15 protein-coding genes are annotated in these 15,785 nt (G+C 63.8%); 9 read left to right on the top strand and 6 right to left on the bottom strand.

What is annotated here, in order from left to right; genetic code table 11:
* Positions 1-20: 20 nt before the first annotated feature.
* The 5 genes from C7450_RS25335 to C7450_RS25355 all read right to left on the bottom strand — a co-directional run bounded on the left by C7450_RS25335 (position 21) and on the right by C7450_RS25355 (position 3,536).
* Positions 21-977 carry a carbon-nitrogen hydrolase family protein gene (locus C7450_RS25335; RefSeq protein WP_110377266.1) on the bottom strand — a complete coding sequence of 319 codons (957 nt, stop codon included), beginning with the start codon at positions 975-977 and terminating at the stop codon, positions 21-23.
* Between the two features lie 86 nt (positions 978-1,063).
* A complete protein-coding gene (locus tag C7450_RS25340) occupies positions 1,064-1,648 on the bottom strand; it encodes a malonic semialdehyde reductase (protein WP_110377267.1) in 585 nt (194 codons plus the stop codon).
* Between the two features lie 72 nt (positions 1,649-1,720).
* A complete protein-coding gene (locus tag C7450_RS25345) occupies positions 1,721-2,509 on the bottom strand; it encodes an anti-sigma factor family protein (RefSeq protein WP_110377268.1) in 789 nt (262 codons plus the stop codon).
* A complete protein-coding gene (locus C7450_RS25350; RefSeq protein WP_110377269.1) occupies positions 2,506-3,009 on the bottom strand; it encodes an RNA polymerase sigma factor in 504 nt (167 codons plus the stop codon). The genes C7450_RS25345 and C7450_RS25350 overlap by 4 nt, the downstream gene beginning before the upstream one ends.
* Before the next feature lie 134 nt (positions 3,010-3,143).
* Complete coding sequence (locus C7450_RS25355; protein WP_110377270.1) at positions 3,144-3,536, bottom strand: COG4315 family predicted lipoprotein; 393 nt, start codon at positions 3,534-3,536, stop codon at positions 3,144-3,146.
* Between the two features lie 201 nt (positions 3,537-3,737).
* On the opposite strand from C7450_RS25355, the gene C7450_RS25360 reads away from it, so the two are divergent.
* Complete coding sequence (locus tag C7450_RS25360) at positions 3,738-4,457, top strand: MgtC/SapB family protein (protein WP_110377271.1); 720 nt, start codon at positions 3,738-3,740, stop codon at positions 4,455-4,457.
* A gap of 41 nt (positions 4,458-4,498) precedes the next feature.
* Here the strand turns inward: C7450_RS25360 and C7450_RS25365 are convergent, their stop codons facing one another.
* The gene (locus tag C7450_RS25365; RefSeq protein WP_245450111.1) at positions 4,499-5,485 is read right to left on the bottom strand and encodes a LacI family DNA-binding transcriptional regulator; all 987 of its coding nucleotides are present in this window, start codon (positions 5,483-5,485) and stop codon (positions 4,499-4,501) included.
* Between the two features lie 314 nt (positions 5,486-5,799).
* On the opposite strand from C7450_RS25365, the gene C7450_RS25370 reads away from it, so the two are divergent.
* From C7450_RS25370 to C7450_RS25405, 8 genes are all read left to right on the top strand, one after another.
* Complete coding sequence (locus tag C7450_RS25370) at positions 5,800-7,743, top strand: ABC transporter substrate-binding protein (RefSeq protein ID WP_245450112.1); 1,944 nt, start codon at positions 5,800-5,802, stop codon at positions 7,741-7,743.
* A 125-nt stretch (positions 7,744-7,868) separates the two neighbouring features.
* Complete coding sequence (locus tag C7450_RS25375; protein ID WP_110377462.1) at positions 7,869-8,855, top strand: ABC transporter permease; 987 nt, start codon at positions 7,869-7,871, stop codon at positions 8,853-8,855.
* A 10-nt stretch (positions 8,856-8,865) separates the two neighbouring features.
* Positions 8,866-9,996 carry an ABC transporter permease gene (locus C7450_RS25380; protein ID WP_110377272.1) on the top strand — a complete coding sequence of 377 codons (1,131 nt, stop codon included), beginning with the start codon at positions 8,866-8,868 and terminating at the stop codon, positions 9,994-9,996.
* Complete coding sequence (locus C7450_RS25385) at positions 9,974-11,101, top strand: ABC transporter ATP-binding protein (protein ID WP_110377273.1); 1,128 nt, start codon at positions 9,974-9,976, stop codon at positions 11,099-11,101. Before C7450_RS25380 ends, C7450_RS25385 begins: the two co-directional genes overlap by 23 nt.
* Positions 11,094-12,164 (top strand): ABC transporter ATP-binding protein, encoded by a 1,071-nt coding sequence (locus C7450_RS25390; protein ID WP_110377274.1) that lies wholly within the window; start codon positions 11,094-11,096, stop codon positions 12,162-12,164. The genes C7450_RS25385 and C7450_RS25390 overlap by 8 nt, the downstream gene beginning before the upstream one ends.
* Positions 12,157-12,990 carry a 5-deoxy-glucuronate isomerase gene (locus C7450_RS25395; protein WP_110377275.1) on the top strand — a complete coding sequence of 278 codons (834 nt, stop codon included), beginning with the start codon at positions 12,157-12,159 and terminating at the stop codon, positions 12,988-12,990. The genes C7450_RS25390 and C7450_RS25395 overlap by 8 nt, the downstream gene beginning before the upstream one ends.
* 70 nt (positions 12,991-13,060) lie before the next feature.
* Complete coding sequence (locus C7450_RS25400) at positions 13,061-14,935, top strand: GH39 family glycosyl hydrolase (RefSeq protein ID WP_110377276.1); 1,875 nt, start codon at positions 13,061-13,063, stop codon at positions 14,933-14,935.
* A gap of 62 nt (positions 14,936-14,997) precedes the next feature.
* Positions 14,998-15,759 carry a sugar phosphate isomerase/epimerase family protein gene (locus tag C7450_RS25405; protein WP_170147428.1) on the top strand — a complete coding sequence of 254 codons (762 nt, stop codon included), beginning with the start codon at positions 14,998-15,000 and terminating at the stop codon, positions 15,757-15,759.
* Positions 15,760-15,785: the final 26 nt, after the last annotated feature.

Genomic DNA, 15,785 nt, shown 5'->3' on the forward strand with positions numbered 1-15,785 from the left:
CATGTGAGGCGCGCTGCGCCTCATATCTCGGTCTGGCCGGCTTCGATGAGACCCGTCAGGGGGCGGCGATTGATGACGAGGTCGAGCACCCCCGGCCGCGCATAATGCCCGGCCGTATCGACGAGAACCTTGGCCCGCGCGATCGCGTCGAGGTCGATCTCCGCCACGACGAGGGTTTCCTCACTGCCGGTGTGAGGCCCGGCAATGATGTCGCCGTTCGGCGCGTAGATGGCGGAATAGCCCCCGCCGGTGCCGAGCACGTCCTGCGGGCCGAGCACTTCTTGCATGGCCTCGAGATACTGCTCCGTCACCGGGTTCTCCGCGACGATGACGAAGCACTGACCTGTGATCGCATGGGCGCGCATGATGGTCTCGACCGTCACGTCATAGGCGGAGCCGCGGCCGGCCGTGCTGGCAAAAGTTGGCCAACTCGCACAATGCACCTCCATGCCCTGCGCGATCAGGGCCTGCCGGGCGAGATTCATCATGTGCTCATAGCAGATCAGGCCGCCGATCCTGCCGACGGACGTCGGGAACACGGAGAGGGTGGAGCCGTCGCCCTGCCCCCACAGCATGCGTTCCGCGAAGGTCGGCTGCAGTTTCCGGTGCTTGCCGAGTAGCCGTCCGTCCGCGCCGATGAACACCTGGCTGTTATACATCGTTCCGCCGTCGCGCTCGCTGATGCCGAGCACGACGATAACGCCCGCACGCGCGGCCGCCTCGCAGACCGGAGCGAGATCGCCGGCCGCGATATCGACGGACTGCTTGAGATACCGGACATGGATGCCGTGCTGCTGTCCCGGCGGATAAAGATTGATCCAGTAGGGAAAGCCCGGAACGAAGGTTTCGGGAAAGCAGAGCAGTTCAACGCCGCTGCGACCCGCCTCTGCAATGAGCGCGCAGGCCTTGGCGATCGAGGCGTCGCGATCGAGCAGGATGGACGAGGTATGTGCCGCCGCCACCACATGCCGTCCCATGATCCCTCTCCTTGCTCCGCCGAACCGACCCTCCAAAAGTCTTATTGATAGAACAAGCTGTCAATCGAACAATCGCAATCGACTGGTCACACCATCGCGCAGGCCTTGTCGAAGGGCAGACGCGGCAGGCGTTCCATGGTGCCCGACGGGTCGGCATAGCCGAGATTGACCATGAAATTGGCCTTCCAGCCGGTATCGGCGAAAAACTCCGCCTCGATCTTGGCGGCGTCGAAGCCGCTCATCGGCCCGCAATCGAGTCCCAGCGAACGCGCGGCCATGATGAGATAGGCGCCCTGCAGGCTGCCGTTACGAAAGGCCGTCTGATAGGCGACCTCGGGGGCGGCGAACCAGGGCCGTGCATCCTGATGGGGGAAGAGGAACGGCAACTCATCGGCAAAATGAGGATCATAGGCAACGACGACATTCACCGGCGCGGCCATCGTCTTGTCGCGATTGCCGGCGGACATGGCCGGGCTCAAGCGCTTCTTGCCCTCAGGCGTGTGGACGAAGAGAAACCGCGCCGGGCAACAATTAGCCGAAGTCGGGCCAAACTTCAGGAGATCGTAGAGGGCATGGAGGACGTCCTCCCCGACCGGCTTATCCTGCCATTTGTTCGCTGTGCGCGCCTCACGAAACAATTGATCGAGCGCGTCGTCATTCAAGCGCGACATCTTGAACCTTTCCAGGGCTTAAATCTTTACACCACCGGCGAGCACGATCCTGGCACGGCTTCTTGCCGCGCCCTATGGCTGCAGAATCGCGCCGTCGAGGCTTTGATAGACGACTTCCGCGATGGGCAGCAACTCGGCTCGGTCGGAATTGGCCGTCACCGCGAAGCCGTAGCCCTGGTCGAGCCATGCAAAGGTCGCGGTCTCCCCGTCCTGCCGGAAGCGGAACGCAGTCTCGCCACCCTGGGTCGCCTGCACATAGACAGTCAGCCGTCGTCCTCCGTCGGTCTCATACATGAGCTGCGCGGCGGCGCCGGCATCGGCCGAGAGGAGCCGCCCCCCCATCAGACGGAAGCCGAACCTGGCCAGATCCGGGGCTTTCAGGGGGCGGCCGAGGCGCTTGGACAGCCAGCGGACGAGATGGGCCTCCTGCGCGGCACCGACCTCCACGGGATGCGCGACTTCCACGACGAAGGTCCGATAGGCTGCGACCGCGTCACGCGTCACAGTCGTCGTGCCGGACGACGACGCGGCGCTCTGGCCGCGCGCGAACCAGCCGCCGGCTCCCCCAACCACGAGCAGGACAAGGGCAGCCGCCACTGCAGCAACTCGCTGCCGCCAGGATCGCCTGCGGGCGGCGCGGATCGCGGCCACCCGCAGCCGCGCCGGCACGGGTTCGGCAAATTTGGCCTGCAAGGCGGCCCGCAAGGCATCACGCTGCTGGCGCTCCAGAGTGACACGTGTCCTGGCCTCGGGGTTGCTCCCGAGATAGCCCTCGACGAGCGCCAACCGCTCGCCCGCGAGGCGGCCGTCGACAAACGATTGCAGGTCGTCTTCGCCGATGGGTGCTCGCGAGCCGTTCATTTCACCCTCCGCAGCCACGTAGCACCACCCCGGTCCAGCAAGCCGCGCAGGCTCTGGCGCGCTCGCGCGAGGCGCGACATCACGGTGCCGCGCGGGATACCCAGAATGTTCGCGGTCTCCTCATAGGACAAATCTTCGACGCCAACGAGCAGCAGGACCGTCTTGTGCTCCTCGGACAGCCGATCGAGCGCCGTCAGCACGTCCTGGGTGTCAAGGCCGTCATCCTGGGAGGGGTGGATGCTCAGCGCGACGGCATCGATGTCGACTTCCGTGCCTCGCCTGCGTTTCTGACGGAAATCACTGATGTAGCGATTGCGCAGGATCGTGAACAGCCAGGCCCTGAGGTCACCGTCCCCGCGGCGCAGATACCAGCGCGCGATGGCCCGTTCCAGGCAGTCCTGGACCAGGTCATCCGCAACATCGTGGTTGCGGACGAGCGCATAGGCATAGCGACGCAGCGCCGGGATCTGTGGTTCGAGGAGCGTGGCAATGTCATCCAAGACGGTGCACCGTGGGGACTGCGCCCTTCGGCGGGAGCCGCCGGGCGAATGGCCCTATGTGACAGCAACAGGAGGCGGAGCGCCAGCGGCGGGTTGTCGGGGCGCTCCGGCCCTTGTTTCAGCGCCGTCGCCGGTCAGGGTGCTGCGACATGCCAGGTGTTGTTGGCCATGCCCTCGCCCGTCACATCGCCGGGCTTCATATCCTTGACCCAGGTGTAGAGGGGCTTTGTCTTGTAAGCCCATTGCTTGGAGCCGTCGTCCCGGGTCACAATCGTCCAGTCGCCGCTGGCACTGGCGCCTGCGGCCACCATCAGCGGCGGCCAGTTCGTGGCGCAGGTGCCATTGCAGACGGACTTCCCCGCGGTATCCTTGTCGAATATGTAGAGGGTCATGCCCTTGGCATCGACCAGCGCTTTGCCCTTGGACGTTTCGGCGACCTTGGCAGGGGCCATCGCCTGGGCCAGCGCGCCGCCGGCGACGGCGAGGGTTCCAACCAGCATGACTGCGCGCAATATGGATGTCAGCATCGTTTCATCTCCCACGGTCCGAACGGCCGCGCATGGAAGACGCCCGGTGCGGAGGCTTATTCCATGGGCCCGTAATTTTTTTTTTGTAATGTTGGCGGCGATTGGCCGAAGAAGGCATGTCACCCACCATGCCGTCACATGGATCGCGGCCAAGCTCATGTATGGTGTGAGCCAGTTCACTGATTCAGGCTCACGGGATCGATGCAGTTCATAGAGACTTTCAATCTTACCGCGTTGCTCGACACCTTTGTGAGTTTGCTCGGCGCCTTCCTCCTCGGCACGCTGATCGGCGTCGAGCGGCAATACCGGCAGCGCAGCGCGGGCCTGCGCACCAATGTTCTCGTCGCGGTGGGTGCCGCAGCCTTTGTCGATCTCGCGCTTCTCATCGCGGGAACCGATGGTGCCGCGCGCGTCATCTCCTATGTCGTGTCCGGCGTCGGCTTCCTCGGTGCCGGCGTCATCATGAAGGATGGCGGCAATGTCCGCGGATTGAACACCGCCGCGACCCTGTGGGCATCGGCGGCGGTCGGGGCCTGCGCCGGCGCGGACAGGCTCGCCGAGGCAGGCCTCGTCACGGTCTTCATCCTGGCCGGCAACACCCTGCTGCATCCGCTCGTCAATGCCATCAACCGGTTGCCTATCGACGAAGGGGGGTCCGAGGCCAATTACGAGGTCCGCGTGCTCGCGGAAACGCATCTGGCACCGGAGATCAGGGAACGCATCACGGATGTCTTGAAGCAGGCGAAGTATCCGGTGGCCGATATCAAAATGGAACCGGGCACCGATGACCGGACAGAGATCGTCGCGACGCTTGTGAGCACCACGGTCGATGCCCAGGAGCTCAATGCGGCTGCCGGCGCCGTCCGCCGGCTTGCCGGCGTGCGCCGCGTCAGCTGGGAGGTCAGCACACTGGACAGTTGAAGCCGGCAGCGCGACGTTTGTCCGGTGCGCCCACCCCGGCTTCAGGGGAAATCGGTCGTGCCACGCGCCATCAGATCCGGCTCGATCAGGATGCCATGCTGGGTGTTGCGTCCGTCGATCCTGTCGAGGAGCATCCGCATCGCCAGCTCGCCCAGGTCCTGCTTGGCGACACGCAGGGTCGTGAGCGCCGGAGAAACGAATGCCGCCACCGGGATGTCATCACATCCGGTCACGGCAATCTCCTCCGGCACGGCGATGCCCTCGCCCTTCATCACGGACATCGCGCCGATCGCAATGAGATCGTTGTAGCAGACCAGCGCGTCGATCGCGCCGCGATGGGCTAACAAGGCCCGGCCAACCGCGGAGCCACCCGCGAGATCCGGAGAACTCGACACCTCCGTCACGAGGCCGAGCCCATGTCGCGCAAGGGCCCGGTCGAGGCCGCTGCGGCGCTTCTGACCGCCGTAGGATGTGGAGAGCCCGGAGGCGAAGGCAAACCGGCGGCGCCCCTGCGCGATCAATTTCTCGACCAGCGCTTCGACCGCCGCGGCATAGTCGATCTCGATGGTCCCGGCGATTCGGCGTGGAAGGACCCGGTTGATGAGAACGACCGCACGGTGCCCCTCGATCGCCCGGAGCAGACGTTTCTCCTCAAGACGCGCGCTGCAGAGGATGACGCCGTCGACGCGGCGTTCCAGCAGCGTGCCGATGACCTCCTCCTCCCGCTCGGGATCCTCGACGACATTGCAGGTGAGCAGCGTATAGCCCGCCGGGCGCGCGGCGAGTTCCGCGCCGCGAATGATCTCCGGGAAAAAGGGGTTGGCAATATCGGGCACGACGATGCCGACGACTTTCGAACGATCGACGCGCAAATTCTTGGCAAAACTGTTCGGCCGGTAGTTCAGCGCGCCGGCAACTTCCAGGACCCGAGCGCGCGTCTCGGCGCTGGCGCCACCCCGGTCGTTGAGGACGCGCGACACCGTCATCGGGGAAACGCCGGCGGCGGACGCAACATCGGTGATCGTCACCGACCGTCCCGCCGTCAGCTCCGGCGCTGCTGCAATCGATGTCCGGGAGGATCGCATAGGGCTCTTGGCATCCATCGGGCTCTTGGCATCCATCATGATTTAACGATAGCGTTATCGTTCCTTATTCCGCCGCGCAGCAGCCATTCATCCTCATCATCATCTGACTGTTAGCACAGCAATAGGGGGTTATCCAACGCCTCACAGCGGTCGCGAACAAAAATCCGCCCTCGGTCCTTGACGACATTCGAACGATAACGATAACGTAACTGCATCGCCCCGATCTCGATCGAGAAGGCGCATAGGGAGGGTCGCTCATGATCTCGAGCCAACGCGCGCTCGGACGCGCGATATTGTACCTGTCCATCGGCTGCGGTGTTCTTGGTATCCCGGAACTGACGATGCGCGCAGCGCTGGCCGCTGACTACAAGGAGGCGCCGAGCCTTGCGAAGGAGGTTGCCGCAGGCAAGCTTCCGCCTGTCGCCGAACGCCTCCCGACGAATCCGCTGGTCGTCAAGCCCGTCAATTCCATCGGCAGCTATGGCGGCACGTGGCGGCAGGCGCTCGTGGGAGCCTCAGACGGCCTGCTTGAGCGGACAATAGGGTATACGCGCCTCGTGCGCTGGGATCCGCAATGGACCGGCGTCGTGCCCGACGTCGCCGAAAGCTATTCGGCGAATAGCGACGGCACCGTGTATACGTTCAAGCTTCGCAAAGGTATCAAGTGGTCCGACGGGACACCGTTCACCGCCGACGATATCCTGTTCTGGTACAACGACATCTTGATGAACAAGGAGATCACGCCAGCCGTGCCGCGCTGGCTGAGATCGGGCAATGATCCTGTGGTTGTCTCGAAGGTGGACGATGAGACGATCCAGTTCAGTTTCAAGTCGCCGAACGGCATGCTTCTCTACTATCTCGCCAGCAATATCGGCTCGGATATCCTGGCGGGTTCCCCCGCGCATTACCTGAAGAAATTCCACAAGGCCTATAATCCTGACGTCGATCAACTGGTGAAGGCGGCCGGCGCGCCGAGCTGGGTCGCACTCATCCAGGCCAAGGTCGGCAACTGGCAGTCGCCGGACCGGTGGCGCGATGCCGCGCGGCCCGTCCTCGATCCGTGGAAGCTGACGGTGCCCTACACCGGCACCACGCAGGTGGTCGCGGAGCGCAATCCCTACTATTTCAAGGTGGATCCCGAGGGCAACCAGCTCCCCTATATCGATCGTGTCACCTATGACGTCATGGGTGATGTCCAGTCCGTCATCCTGAAGGCGACCAATGGCGGCCTCGACATGCAGGCGCAGCGACTCAATTCGCTGGAAACGGGCATGGTCCTCGCCGCGCATCGTGAACAGGGCGGCTACAAGCTGTTCAAGGTCCAACCTGCCTGGTCGAACGGCATGCTCATCTGCCTTAATCAGACCGTCAAGAACCCGGTTCTGCGGCAAGTCTTCCAGAACAAAGACTTCCGGATCGGCCTGTCGCTGGCGATCAACCGCGATGAAATCAACGATATCCTTTACGCTGGCCAGTCGCGCCCCTATCAGGCCGTGCCCCGGCCCGGGACGGCGCTCTATGATGAGAAACTCGCCACCCAATATACGCAATTCGATGTAAAGGCCGCCAACGCCGCGCTTGACCGAACGGGCTTCACCAAGCGGGACGACCAGGGCTATCGCATCGGCCCCGACGGCAAGCGCATTGCGTTTTCCATCGACGTGCAGACCGCGCGGAAGGATCATATCGACGCGCTCGAATTGATCCGTAAGTATTGGAAGGCCGTCGGCATCGACATGCAGCCCAAGCCGATCGAATCGTCATTCGCTGTGGCGCGCATGCTGGCCAACGATCAGGAAGGCCTCGTGTGGATCGGTGGCGGCGGCTATGATTTCCTCGGACTTCTTGATCCCAAATGGTACTTCCCCTACGAGAACCAGTCGGCGTTTGGCTCGGCCTGGGGCATCTACTACCAGAACCCGAAGGATCCGAACGCCGAGGAGCCGCCGGCCTGGGCCAAGAAGCAGCAGGATCTCTACACCGAACTGCTGAAGACCGTCAGTGACGAGGGCAAGCTCGCACTGATGCGCCAGATCCTGGCGATCACCGGCGAGGAATTTCCTGTGATCGGCACGGATATGGACCCCGATAACTACGGCGTCGTGAAGACCAATTTCCACAACGTGCCGGACATCATGCCGGATACGGCCTTCTACGTGACGCCCGGACCGACGAATCCCGAGCAATACTTCATGAAGTAGGGGTTGCGAGGCGCGCGCCAAGCGCGCCTCCTTCCCAACGATCGACAACGCCATCCACGACGAGCGGTCGGCGCCCGCGGACGGAAAGCGCGTGGGCGCGCAGACGGTACAGCGAAGGAGTGATCATGTGGCGCTTCATTGCACATCGTGTCGTCTATACGGCGCTGACACTGGCTGCCGTATCCCTGGTGTCGTTCCTCATCATCCAGCTTCCGCCTGGCGACTTCCTGACGTCGCTTGCGGGCAAGATGGCCGAGCAAGGTGGCGACCTCGATAGTGCTTCGCTCGCCGGTCTCAAGGCCCGCTATGGCCTGGACCAGCCCTGGTACATCCAGTACTGGCGCTGGATAACCGGCATTCTTCTGCACGGCGACTTCGGCCAATCCTTCGAGTGGAACAAGCCGGTCTCCGAGTTGCTCTGGGATCGCATGGGGATGACCCTCCTCCTGTCGCTGGTCACCTTGATCGTAACCTGGATGCTGGCTTTGCCGATCGGGATCTACAGCGCGGTCCGGCGCTATTCCCTGCTCGACTATGTCGTGACGTTCCTCGGTTTCATCGGGCTTGCGATACCGAGCTTCCTGCTCTCGCTCGCGCTCATGTATATCCTGTCGCGCTACGCCGGCATGAGCGTCGGTGGCCTGTTTTCGCCAGCCTATGTCAATGCGCCGTGGAGCTGGGCGAAGCTCGTGGATCTCGCCGCGCATCTGTGGCTGCCCGTGCTGATCCTCTCGACATCCGGCACAGCGGCGCTGATCCGCGTCATGCGCGCCAATCTGATCGACGAGTTGCACAAGCCCTATGTGCAGACAGCCCGGGCCAATGGTCTCGGCGAGATGGAACTGCTGTTCAAATATCCTGTGCGCGTTGCGCTCAACCCCTTCGTCTCGACGATCGGATGGGTCTTGCCGCATCTCTTCTCCGGTGCGGTGATCGTCTCCGTCGTCTTGAGCCTGCCGACCGCCGGCCCGCTCCTTCTCAGCGCGCTTCTCGCGCAGGATATGTATCTGGCCGGCAGTTTCATCCTCATCCTGTCGGCCCTGACAGTCATCGGCACCTTGTTGTCGGATCTGCTGCTCGCCTGGCTCGACCCGCGCGTGCGCTACCAGTGAGGTCCTTGCAATGACAGACGCAACGGCCACCGGTGGCCTGTCGCCACCTCGCCGAAAGCTCGTGGAGCTCGGCCAATGGGGCCTTATCTATCGGCGTTTTCGCAAGCACAAGCTCGCCTACTGGAGCGGCTTCATCGTGCTGGCGATCTATGCGGTCGCGCTTTTCGCCGAATTCGTGGCGCCCTATTCCTCGGACCGCTACAACCCGCGCTATATCTATTCACCACCGCAAATGCTCAAGATGTTCGGCCGCGATCAGAATGGCGATCTCGCGCTGTTATACGTGAACGGATACAAGGTCGAGCTTGACCCTGTGGCCTTGCAGCGGCGCTTCGTCATCGATGAAAGCCGGGTTTATCCCGTCGGCTTCTTTGTGAAAGGCGAGCCCTATCACCTGTTTGGCCTGATCCCGGCGGAACGCCATCTGATCGGCCCGGTCGACCCCGATGCACCGATGTATCTCTGGGGCACGGATCGCCTCGGCCGGGATCTTCTCAGCCGCACCATCCATGGCACCCGCATCTCGATGTCGATCGGCCTCGTCGGTGTCACCATCAGCCTCGTGCTCGGCATCCTGCTTGGCGGCATCTCGGGCTATTACGGCGGCTGGGCGGACCAGGCGGTGCAGAGGACGATCGACTTCCTGAAGTCGATCCCCACCATTCCGCTGTGGATGGGACTGGCCGCCGCCATTCCCGACCGCATGGACCCGCTGCTCGTCTATTTCTGGATCACCGTCATCCTGTCGTTGATCGGCTGGACGGATCTGGCGCGCGTCGTGCGCGGCCGCTTCCTGTCGCTCAAGACGGAGGATTTCGTGATGGCGGCGCGGCTCGACGGCTGCAGCCGCCAGCGTGTGATCTGGCACCACATGGTGCCCTCCTTCACCAGCCATATCGTCGCCTCGGTGACGCTTGCCATTCCGGCGATGATCCTGGCCGAGACGTCGCTCTCCTTCCTCGGCATCGGCCTGAAGCCGCCGGTGGTCAGCTGGGGCGTCCTCCTGAAGGATGCGCAAAGCCTTCTTGCGCTCACCCAGGCACCCTGGCTCTTCCTGCCGGGCATCCCGGTGGTCGTTGCCGTCCTTGCCCTCAATTTCCTTGGAGATGGGATCCGTGATGCGGCTGACCCCTATTCCTGATGCGGGCCTGGGTGTGCCGCCTGTGCCGCGGCCGGCGGCCGAACCGCAAGACCTGCTTTTCGAGGTCGAGAACCTCAAGGTTCATTTCGCGACGGACGACGGGCTCGTCCGCGCCGTCGATGGCGTGACCTTCGGCATTCCGCGCGCGAAGACCGTCTGCATCGTCGGTGAATCCGGCTCCGGCAAGTCGATCACCGGCCGTTCGCTGATGAACCTGCTGCCGCATACGGCGCGCATCGTCGATGGTCACGTGCTCTATCATCCCGAGCCGGGGCGGACGATCGACATCGGCAAGCTCGACCCGCGCGGCAAGCCCATCCGTGCCCTGCGGGGCAAGGATGTGTCCTTCATCTCGCAGGAGCCGATGGCGGCGCTCTCCCCGGTCCACACGATCGGCCAGCAGATGGTGCCCGTTATCAGCCGCCATCTCAAGCTCGGCCGCCGGGAAGCCACCGAGCGGGCCGCCGCCATGCTGGCGCGCGTCGGCATTCCGAAGCCGGCCGAGCGGCTCGGCAGCTATCCCTTCGAGTTCTCGGGCGGCATGCGCCAGAGGGTGTGCATCGCACTCGCCCTCTCCTGCCGGCCGAAGCTGGTGATCGCGGACGAGCCGACCACGGCTTTGGATGTCACGACCCAAGCCAATATCATCGATCTGCTGGTGGAGTTGCAGGAAGAATCCGGCCTGTCGATTCTCTTCATCACCCATGACCTGGGCGTGGTCGCGGAGGTCGCGAGCGACGTCGTCGTGATGTATCTCGGCAAGGTGGTCGAGCGCGGCAGCGTCGAAGAAATCTTCCACGATCCGCGCCATCCCTACACGCGCGCGCTGCTGAGATCCGTACCGCGGCTCGGCGCCGGCCGTGATACTCGGCTGGCCGCGATACGCGGGATGGTGCCTTCCCCCTTCGACAGGCCGAAAGGCTGCGACTTCCATCCGCGATGCGATTTCGCGATCGCCGGCACCTGCGATGTGACGGCCCCGCCGGATGTGGCCCTTGGGGGCAGCCGTTCCGTGCGGTGCGTCTTGCCGGAGGCCATTCGCCCGCCCGTGCAGCGCGCAGAGACCCCGCCCAGCTCCACACAAAGGACCCTTCGCCATGGCTGAAGCGATTGGCAGTGCGGCGGGCGCGCAGAGCCTGCTGGAATTGCGCGACGTCGCCAAGGTGTTCGCGCCTCGCACGACGTTCTTCGGGCGCGGCAAGAGCCGGCCCGTCAGGGCCGTCGACGGCGTGTCCTTCGATATCAGGGCCGGTGAGACGCTCGGGGTCGTCGGCGAATCCGGGTGCGGAAAGTCCACCGTCACCCGCTGCATACTCGGCATTCACGAGGTTTCGTCCGGCACGATCCGCTATCGCGATCGCGACGGTCGGATGATCGACCTGACGGCCTTGAGCGAGCACGAGCGGCTTGCCTATTGCACCGACCTCAGGATCGTTTTTCAGGATCCCCAGGCCTCCCTCAATCCGCGCCTGCCTGTCATCGACATCGTCGGCGAGGTGCTCAAGGTCAACCATCTCCTGCCGCGCTCCGAAATCGAGGGGCGGGTCCGCGAGCTGTTGCAGCGCGTGGGGCTCCGGCCGGAATATGCGCGTCGCTATCCCCATGCCTTTTCCGGCGGAGAGCGGCAACGGGTCGGCATCGCCCGCGCCTTGGCGACCAATCCCCGCCTCGTCATCCTTGACGAGGCCGTCTCGGCGCTCGATGTCAGTGTCCGCGCGCAGACGCTCAATCTCCTGAAGGATCTGCAGCAGGAATTCGGGCTCACCTATCTCTTCGTCAGCCACGATCTCAGCGTCATCGAATATATCTGCGACCGCGTCGTCGTGATGTATGTCGGTCAGATCGTCGAGATCGCCAATGCCGCGGACCTCTTCGCCCGCCCGATGCATCCCTATACCGAGGCACTTCTTTCGGCCCTGCCCGTGCCGGATCCCGCCTTCAAACGCCGCGGTCGCCGCATTCACCTGCCGGGCGAGGTGGCCGATCCCGCCAACCGCCCGGCCGGTTGCAGTTTCCATCCCCGATGCCGTTTCGCGACGGAACGCTGCAAGGCGGAGACCCCGGCCTTGCGCAGCGTCGCAGGTCGCACTGTCGCCTGTCACCACGCCGAGGACCTTGCGTTGCAGGGCGTCAATATGGGCTCGAGCCCAGAGGTTCAGCATGCCTAAGCTTATTCGCCAGGAGGATGGCGCCAACCGTCCCATCCTCATCGAGGACGCGGTGCTTGATCGTGTCTATTTCACCTGTCTCCGGCTCTCCCCGGGAGAGACGTTCGAGCTGCGGCTGCCGCGCCATGAATGCGTCATCGTGCTGATGTCCGGCACCGCCGACGTCCTCGTCGATGGCGAGCGCTTCGCGGCCGTCGGCGGGCGCGCGGACGTATGGTCAGGCGTCGCCGATTCCGTCTACGCGCCGCTCGGCGCCACGATAAAGATCGCGGCTTTGGCGGCGCCTGTCGAGGTCGCGATCGCCGGCGGCTTGACCGAGGAACGCCACAGCGCCTTTCGCATCAGGCCCGAAGAGGTCGAGACCGTGGAGGTGGGTTCGCCGGGAACCCATAGCCGGCGGCGCATCCTGCATATCCTGGGGCAGAACGGCCGCGGCCGCACCGGCCATCTCCTCGTCAGTGAGCTCTATGCGGATGACGGCTGCTGGTCCGGCTATCCTCCGCATAAGCACGACACCGACCGCAACGAGGGCGAGACCGATCATCAGGAGCTCTATCATTATCGCTTCTCGCCGCCATCCGGCTTCGGCGTGCAGGTGACGTATGACGGTGAGAGGGAAACCTGCTTCATGACGCGTGATCGCGACACGGTCCTCGTCGACAGCGGCTATCACCCGACTGTCACATCCCCCGGTCATCGATCCTACATCTTCACGATCCTGGTCGGGAAATCACACCGCGGACTGGTGCAATATTTCGACCCCGCGCATCTTCACCTCACGGAAACGATCCCGGGCATTCAGGCGATGCGTGACAAATTCAAGTAACGCTGCACGACTTTGGCATCCTCAGGCGTCGCCCCTTCCGCCTCCGCGCACGACATCCGGATGACCATCGATGATCGAGGGATTTGACATGGCCGACACCACCGCCATCCGCGTCGACCTCACAGGCGCCGCCACGCCCTTCCGCCGGTTCTGGCGGTCCACGGGTTTTTCCCCGGCCGAACTTCTCCTCGAGCCGGAGATGCAGCAGACGCTCGCCTATGTCGGTGGTGTTCCGCGCCATGGCATCGAATATCTGCGCGTGCATTACATGCTCGACCTTGTCACGGCCGAACGCTTCGGCCGGTATGACTGGACAAGGCTAGACCGGGCCCTTGATGTCATCTCCGAATACCGTCTCAAGCCTTTCTTCGAGCTCATGGGAAACCCGTCCTATCTTTTCACGGATCTCAACGCGCGTGATCAGGTCCACCACTGGCGCGACTTCATGGCCGAGCTCGCGCACCGTTATCGCCAGCGCTTCGGCGCGGAGGAATTGCGCAGCTGGTATTTCGAGACATGGAACGAGCCGGACATCTGGTGGACGCTCGGCGGCGAGACCGGCTTCAACAACTATTATGACGCCTGTCACGAGGGTTTGCGCGCCGTCGAGCCCGAGATCACGCTCGGCGGCCCCGGCGTTGCCCGCCGCATTCCGCCGATCTTCAAGTCTTTCCTGGCCCATTGCGATACGGGCGAGAATGTCTTCACCGGCGAGCGCGGCGTTCGCCTCGATTTCATCTCGGTGCATGAAAAAGGCGCGCGCAAACATGCCGAAGATCTCACGCCGAACTCGCTGGCCATCTGCCAGCATGAGATGATGGCCGTGGATTATGTCAGGCAGCATCATCCCCGCTTCGCCCATCTTCCTTTCATCAACAACGAATGCGATCCCCAGATCGGCTGGCATATCCACCATACCTGGCACGCCTTGCCCTACTTTGCCGGGCTCGCGGCGAAGATCATCGATCAACACCAGCGCCTCATCATCGACAACGAGGGGGTGGACTATCCCGTACTGAGCAACGACAACGGCTTCCTTGGCCGCTGGGGCAACCGTACTCATCTCGCCTATTTCGGCGACAAGGACATCAAGGCGGCGCAGAACGAGCATCTGACGGACATCGGCGCCCTGGACCAGCGCGTCGCGGAGCCGGAACCCTTCGAGCTCATCAAGAAGCCGGCGCTGTCGGTGATGGAACTGCTCGCCTGGCTGGGGGAGGAGCGCCTCAGCGTCAGCGGTGATCCGCTCGATCCGGACAGAGATGGTCTCGGCGTGATCGCAACCCGGCTCAGCGGGGGGGATCCCGCGATCCTCGTCTATTACAGCGTCGATTCCTTCCGGCGTTCCGGGGAGCGACCCGTGCGCCTCACCTTCGACAACGTGGCGCCCGGCGTTTACGCCCTGGCCCTGTTCCGCATCGAGGACGGTCGCGGCGACCCCTATTCGGTCTGGGAGACGCTTGATGATCTCGACAAGCCGGGCGTGGAAGCGCTCGCCGCCATGCGCGCGGCTCAGGAGCCGGCGCTCGCCATCGAGCAGATCCACGTGTCCGCGGCGAACCCGCAGGCAACGATCAAGCTGGATATCGCTCTTCCGGGTGTCGCGCTCGCTGTTCTTGCCCGTCGCGGGGACGAGGGCCCCAGCATGCCGAGAGATCTGAAGCTCACCGCCTATGCGGGCCTCAACGGTGCCGTCAACACGGTGCTGTTCTGGCAGACCGGTGGATCGGACAGCCTCGAGCTGTTCGACGTTTTCTGGAGCGAGAGCGAAAACGGGCCCTACCGCGTCGTCAATCCGGCTCCCCTGCTGTCGACGGTCTATCTGCACAGCGCCGGCGGGGAAGCCGGATTCTACAAGGTCCAGGCGCGTGACGTCTTCGGGCGGGTGAGCCCGCCGTCCCCGGCCGTGCCTGGCATAGCCGCTGCTCCTTCCGCCGCCCGATGAGGCTTCAATCCATGCAACATGCCTTCTTTACAAAACCGTTTCGCGACGTATCGACCGCCACAATGGCTGAAACCGTCCGTGATCTCGGCTTTGGCTCCATAGACCTCCTCATCCGCGATGGATGGCACGTGGCGCCGGCCACCATCGGCACGCTGGGCGACATGGTTCGCGGGCTGCGTGACCATGGCCTCGCCGTCGCCATGGTGACGACCGATATCACGGATGCCGAGGATCCGGCGACGCCATCCATCCTCGACCATTGCGCGGCCGCCGGCATCGATCTCCTGCGGATCGGCTATTGGCGCTATGATCCCGCCCAGGGGTATGCGGCAATCCGCGACCGCGGTCGGCGTGAGTTGGCGGCGCTCGCGCGCCTTGCCGAGCGGGCCGGCGTCCGACTGGCCTTGCAGATGCACGGCGGCACGATCCACAGCTCGAGCGCCCAGATGCTGGCCCTGCTCGATGACTGCGATCCGCGGTTCATGACGGCCTTCGTCGATCCCGGCAATCAGGCTGTTCAGGAAGGCCGCGAACACTGGCAAGTCACCTTCGATGCGCTCGCGCCCTGGCTCTCGGTCGTCGGTGTGAAGAACGGCGGCTGGTTTCCCGGCGAGATCGATGCCGAGGGGCAGCGGCGTTGGCATGCGGACTGGATGCCGCTCTCCGAGGGCATGGTGCCCTGGCATGATATCATCGACCACCTCAAGGCAACCGGCTTCGCGGGCGTGCTCTCCCAGCAGAGCCACTATCGCCTGCCCTATCCCCAACTCATCGACATCAGCCGTGCCGACCATGGCTTCGTCGCACGACGTCTGGCGCAATAGCTATCCGATCCTTTGAATGACTGGCG

The sequence above is a fragment of the Chelatococcus asaccharovorans genome (assembly GCF_003201475.1).
Taxonomy (GTDB): Bacteria; Pseudomonadota; Alphaproteobacteria; order Rhizobiales; family Beijerinckiaceae; genus Chelatococcus; species Chelatococcus asaccharovorans.

Excerpts from the sequence above, each read along its gene's own strand:
- C7450_RS25335 (WP_110377266.1), bottom strand. The coding sequence starts at position 977 with ATGGGACGGCATGTGGTGGCGGCGGCACATACCTCGTCCATCCTGCTC.
- C7450_RS25340 (WP_110377267.1), bottom strand. The coding sequence starts at position 1,648 with ATGTCGCGCTTGAATGACGACGCGCTCGATCAATTGTTTCGTGAGGCG.
- C7450_RS25345 (WP_110377268.1), bottom strand. The coding sequence starts at position 2,509 with ATGAACGGCTCGCGAGCACCCATCGGCGAAGACGACCTGCAATCGTTT.
- C7450_RS25355 (WP_110377270.1), bottom strand. The coding sequence starts at position 3,536 with ATGCTGACATCCATATTGCGCGCAGTCATGCTGGTTGGAACCCTCGCC.
- C7450_RS25360 (WP_110377271.1), top strand. The coding sequence starts at position 3,738 with ATGCAGTTCATAGAGACTTTCAATCTTACCGCGTTGCTCGACACCTTT.
- C7450_RS25370 (WP_245450112.1), top strand. The coding sequence starts at position 5,800 with ATGATCTCGAGCCAACGCGCGCTCGGACGCGCGATATTGTACCTGTCC.
- C7450_RS25375 (WP_110377462.1), top strand. The coding sequence starts at position 7,869 with ATGTGGCGCTTCATTGCACATCGTGTCGTCTATACGGCGCTGACACTG.
- C7450_RS25380 (WP_110377272.1), top strand. The coding sequence starts at position 8,866 with ATGACAGACGCAACGGCCACCGGTGGCCTGTCGCCACCTCGCCGAAAG.
- C7450_RS25385 (WP_110377273.1), top strand. The coding sequence starts at position 9,974 with ATGCGGCTGACCCCTATTCCTGATGCGGGCCTGGGTGTGCCGCCTGTG.
- C7450_RS25390 (WP_110377274.1), top strand. The coding sequence starts at position 11,094 with ATGGCTGAAGCGATTGGCAGTGCGGCGGGCGCGCAGAGCCTGCTGGAA.
- C7450_RS25395 (WP_110377275.1), top strand. The coding sequence starts at position 12,157 with ATGCCTAAGCTTATTCGCCAGGAGGATGGCGCCAACCGTCCCATCCTC.
- C7450_RS25400 (WP_110377276.1), top strand. The coding sequence starts at position 13,061 with ATGATCGAGGGATTTGACATGGCCGACACCACCGCCATCCGCGTCGAC.
- C7450_RS25405 (WP_170147428.1), top strand. The coding sequence starts at position 14,998 with ATGGCTGAAACCGTCCGTGATCTCGGCTTTGGCTCCATAGACCTCCTC.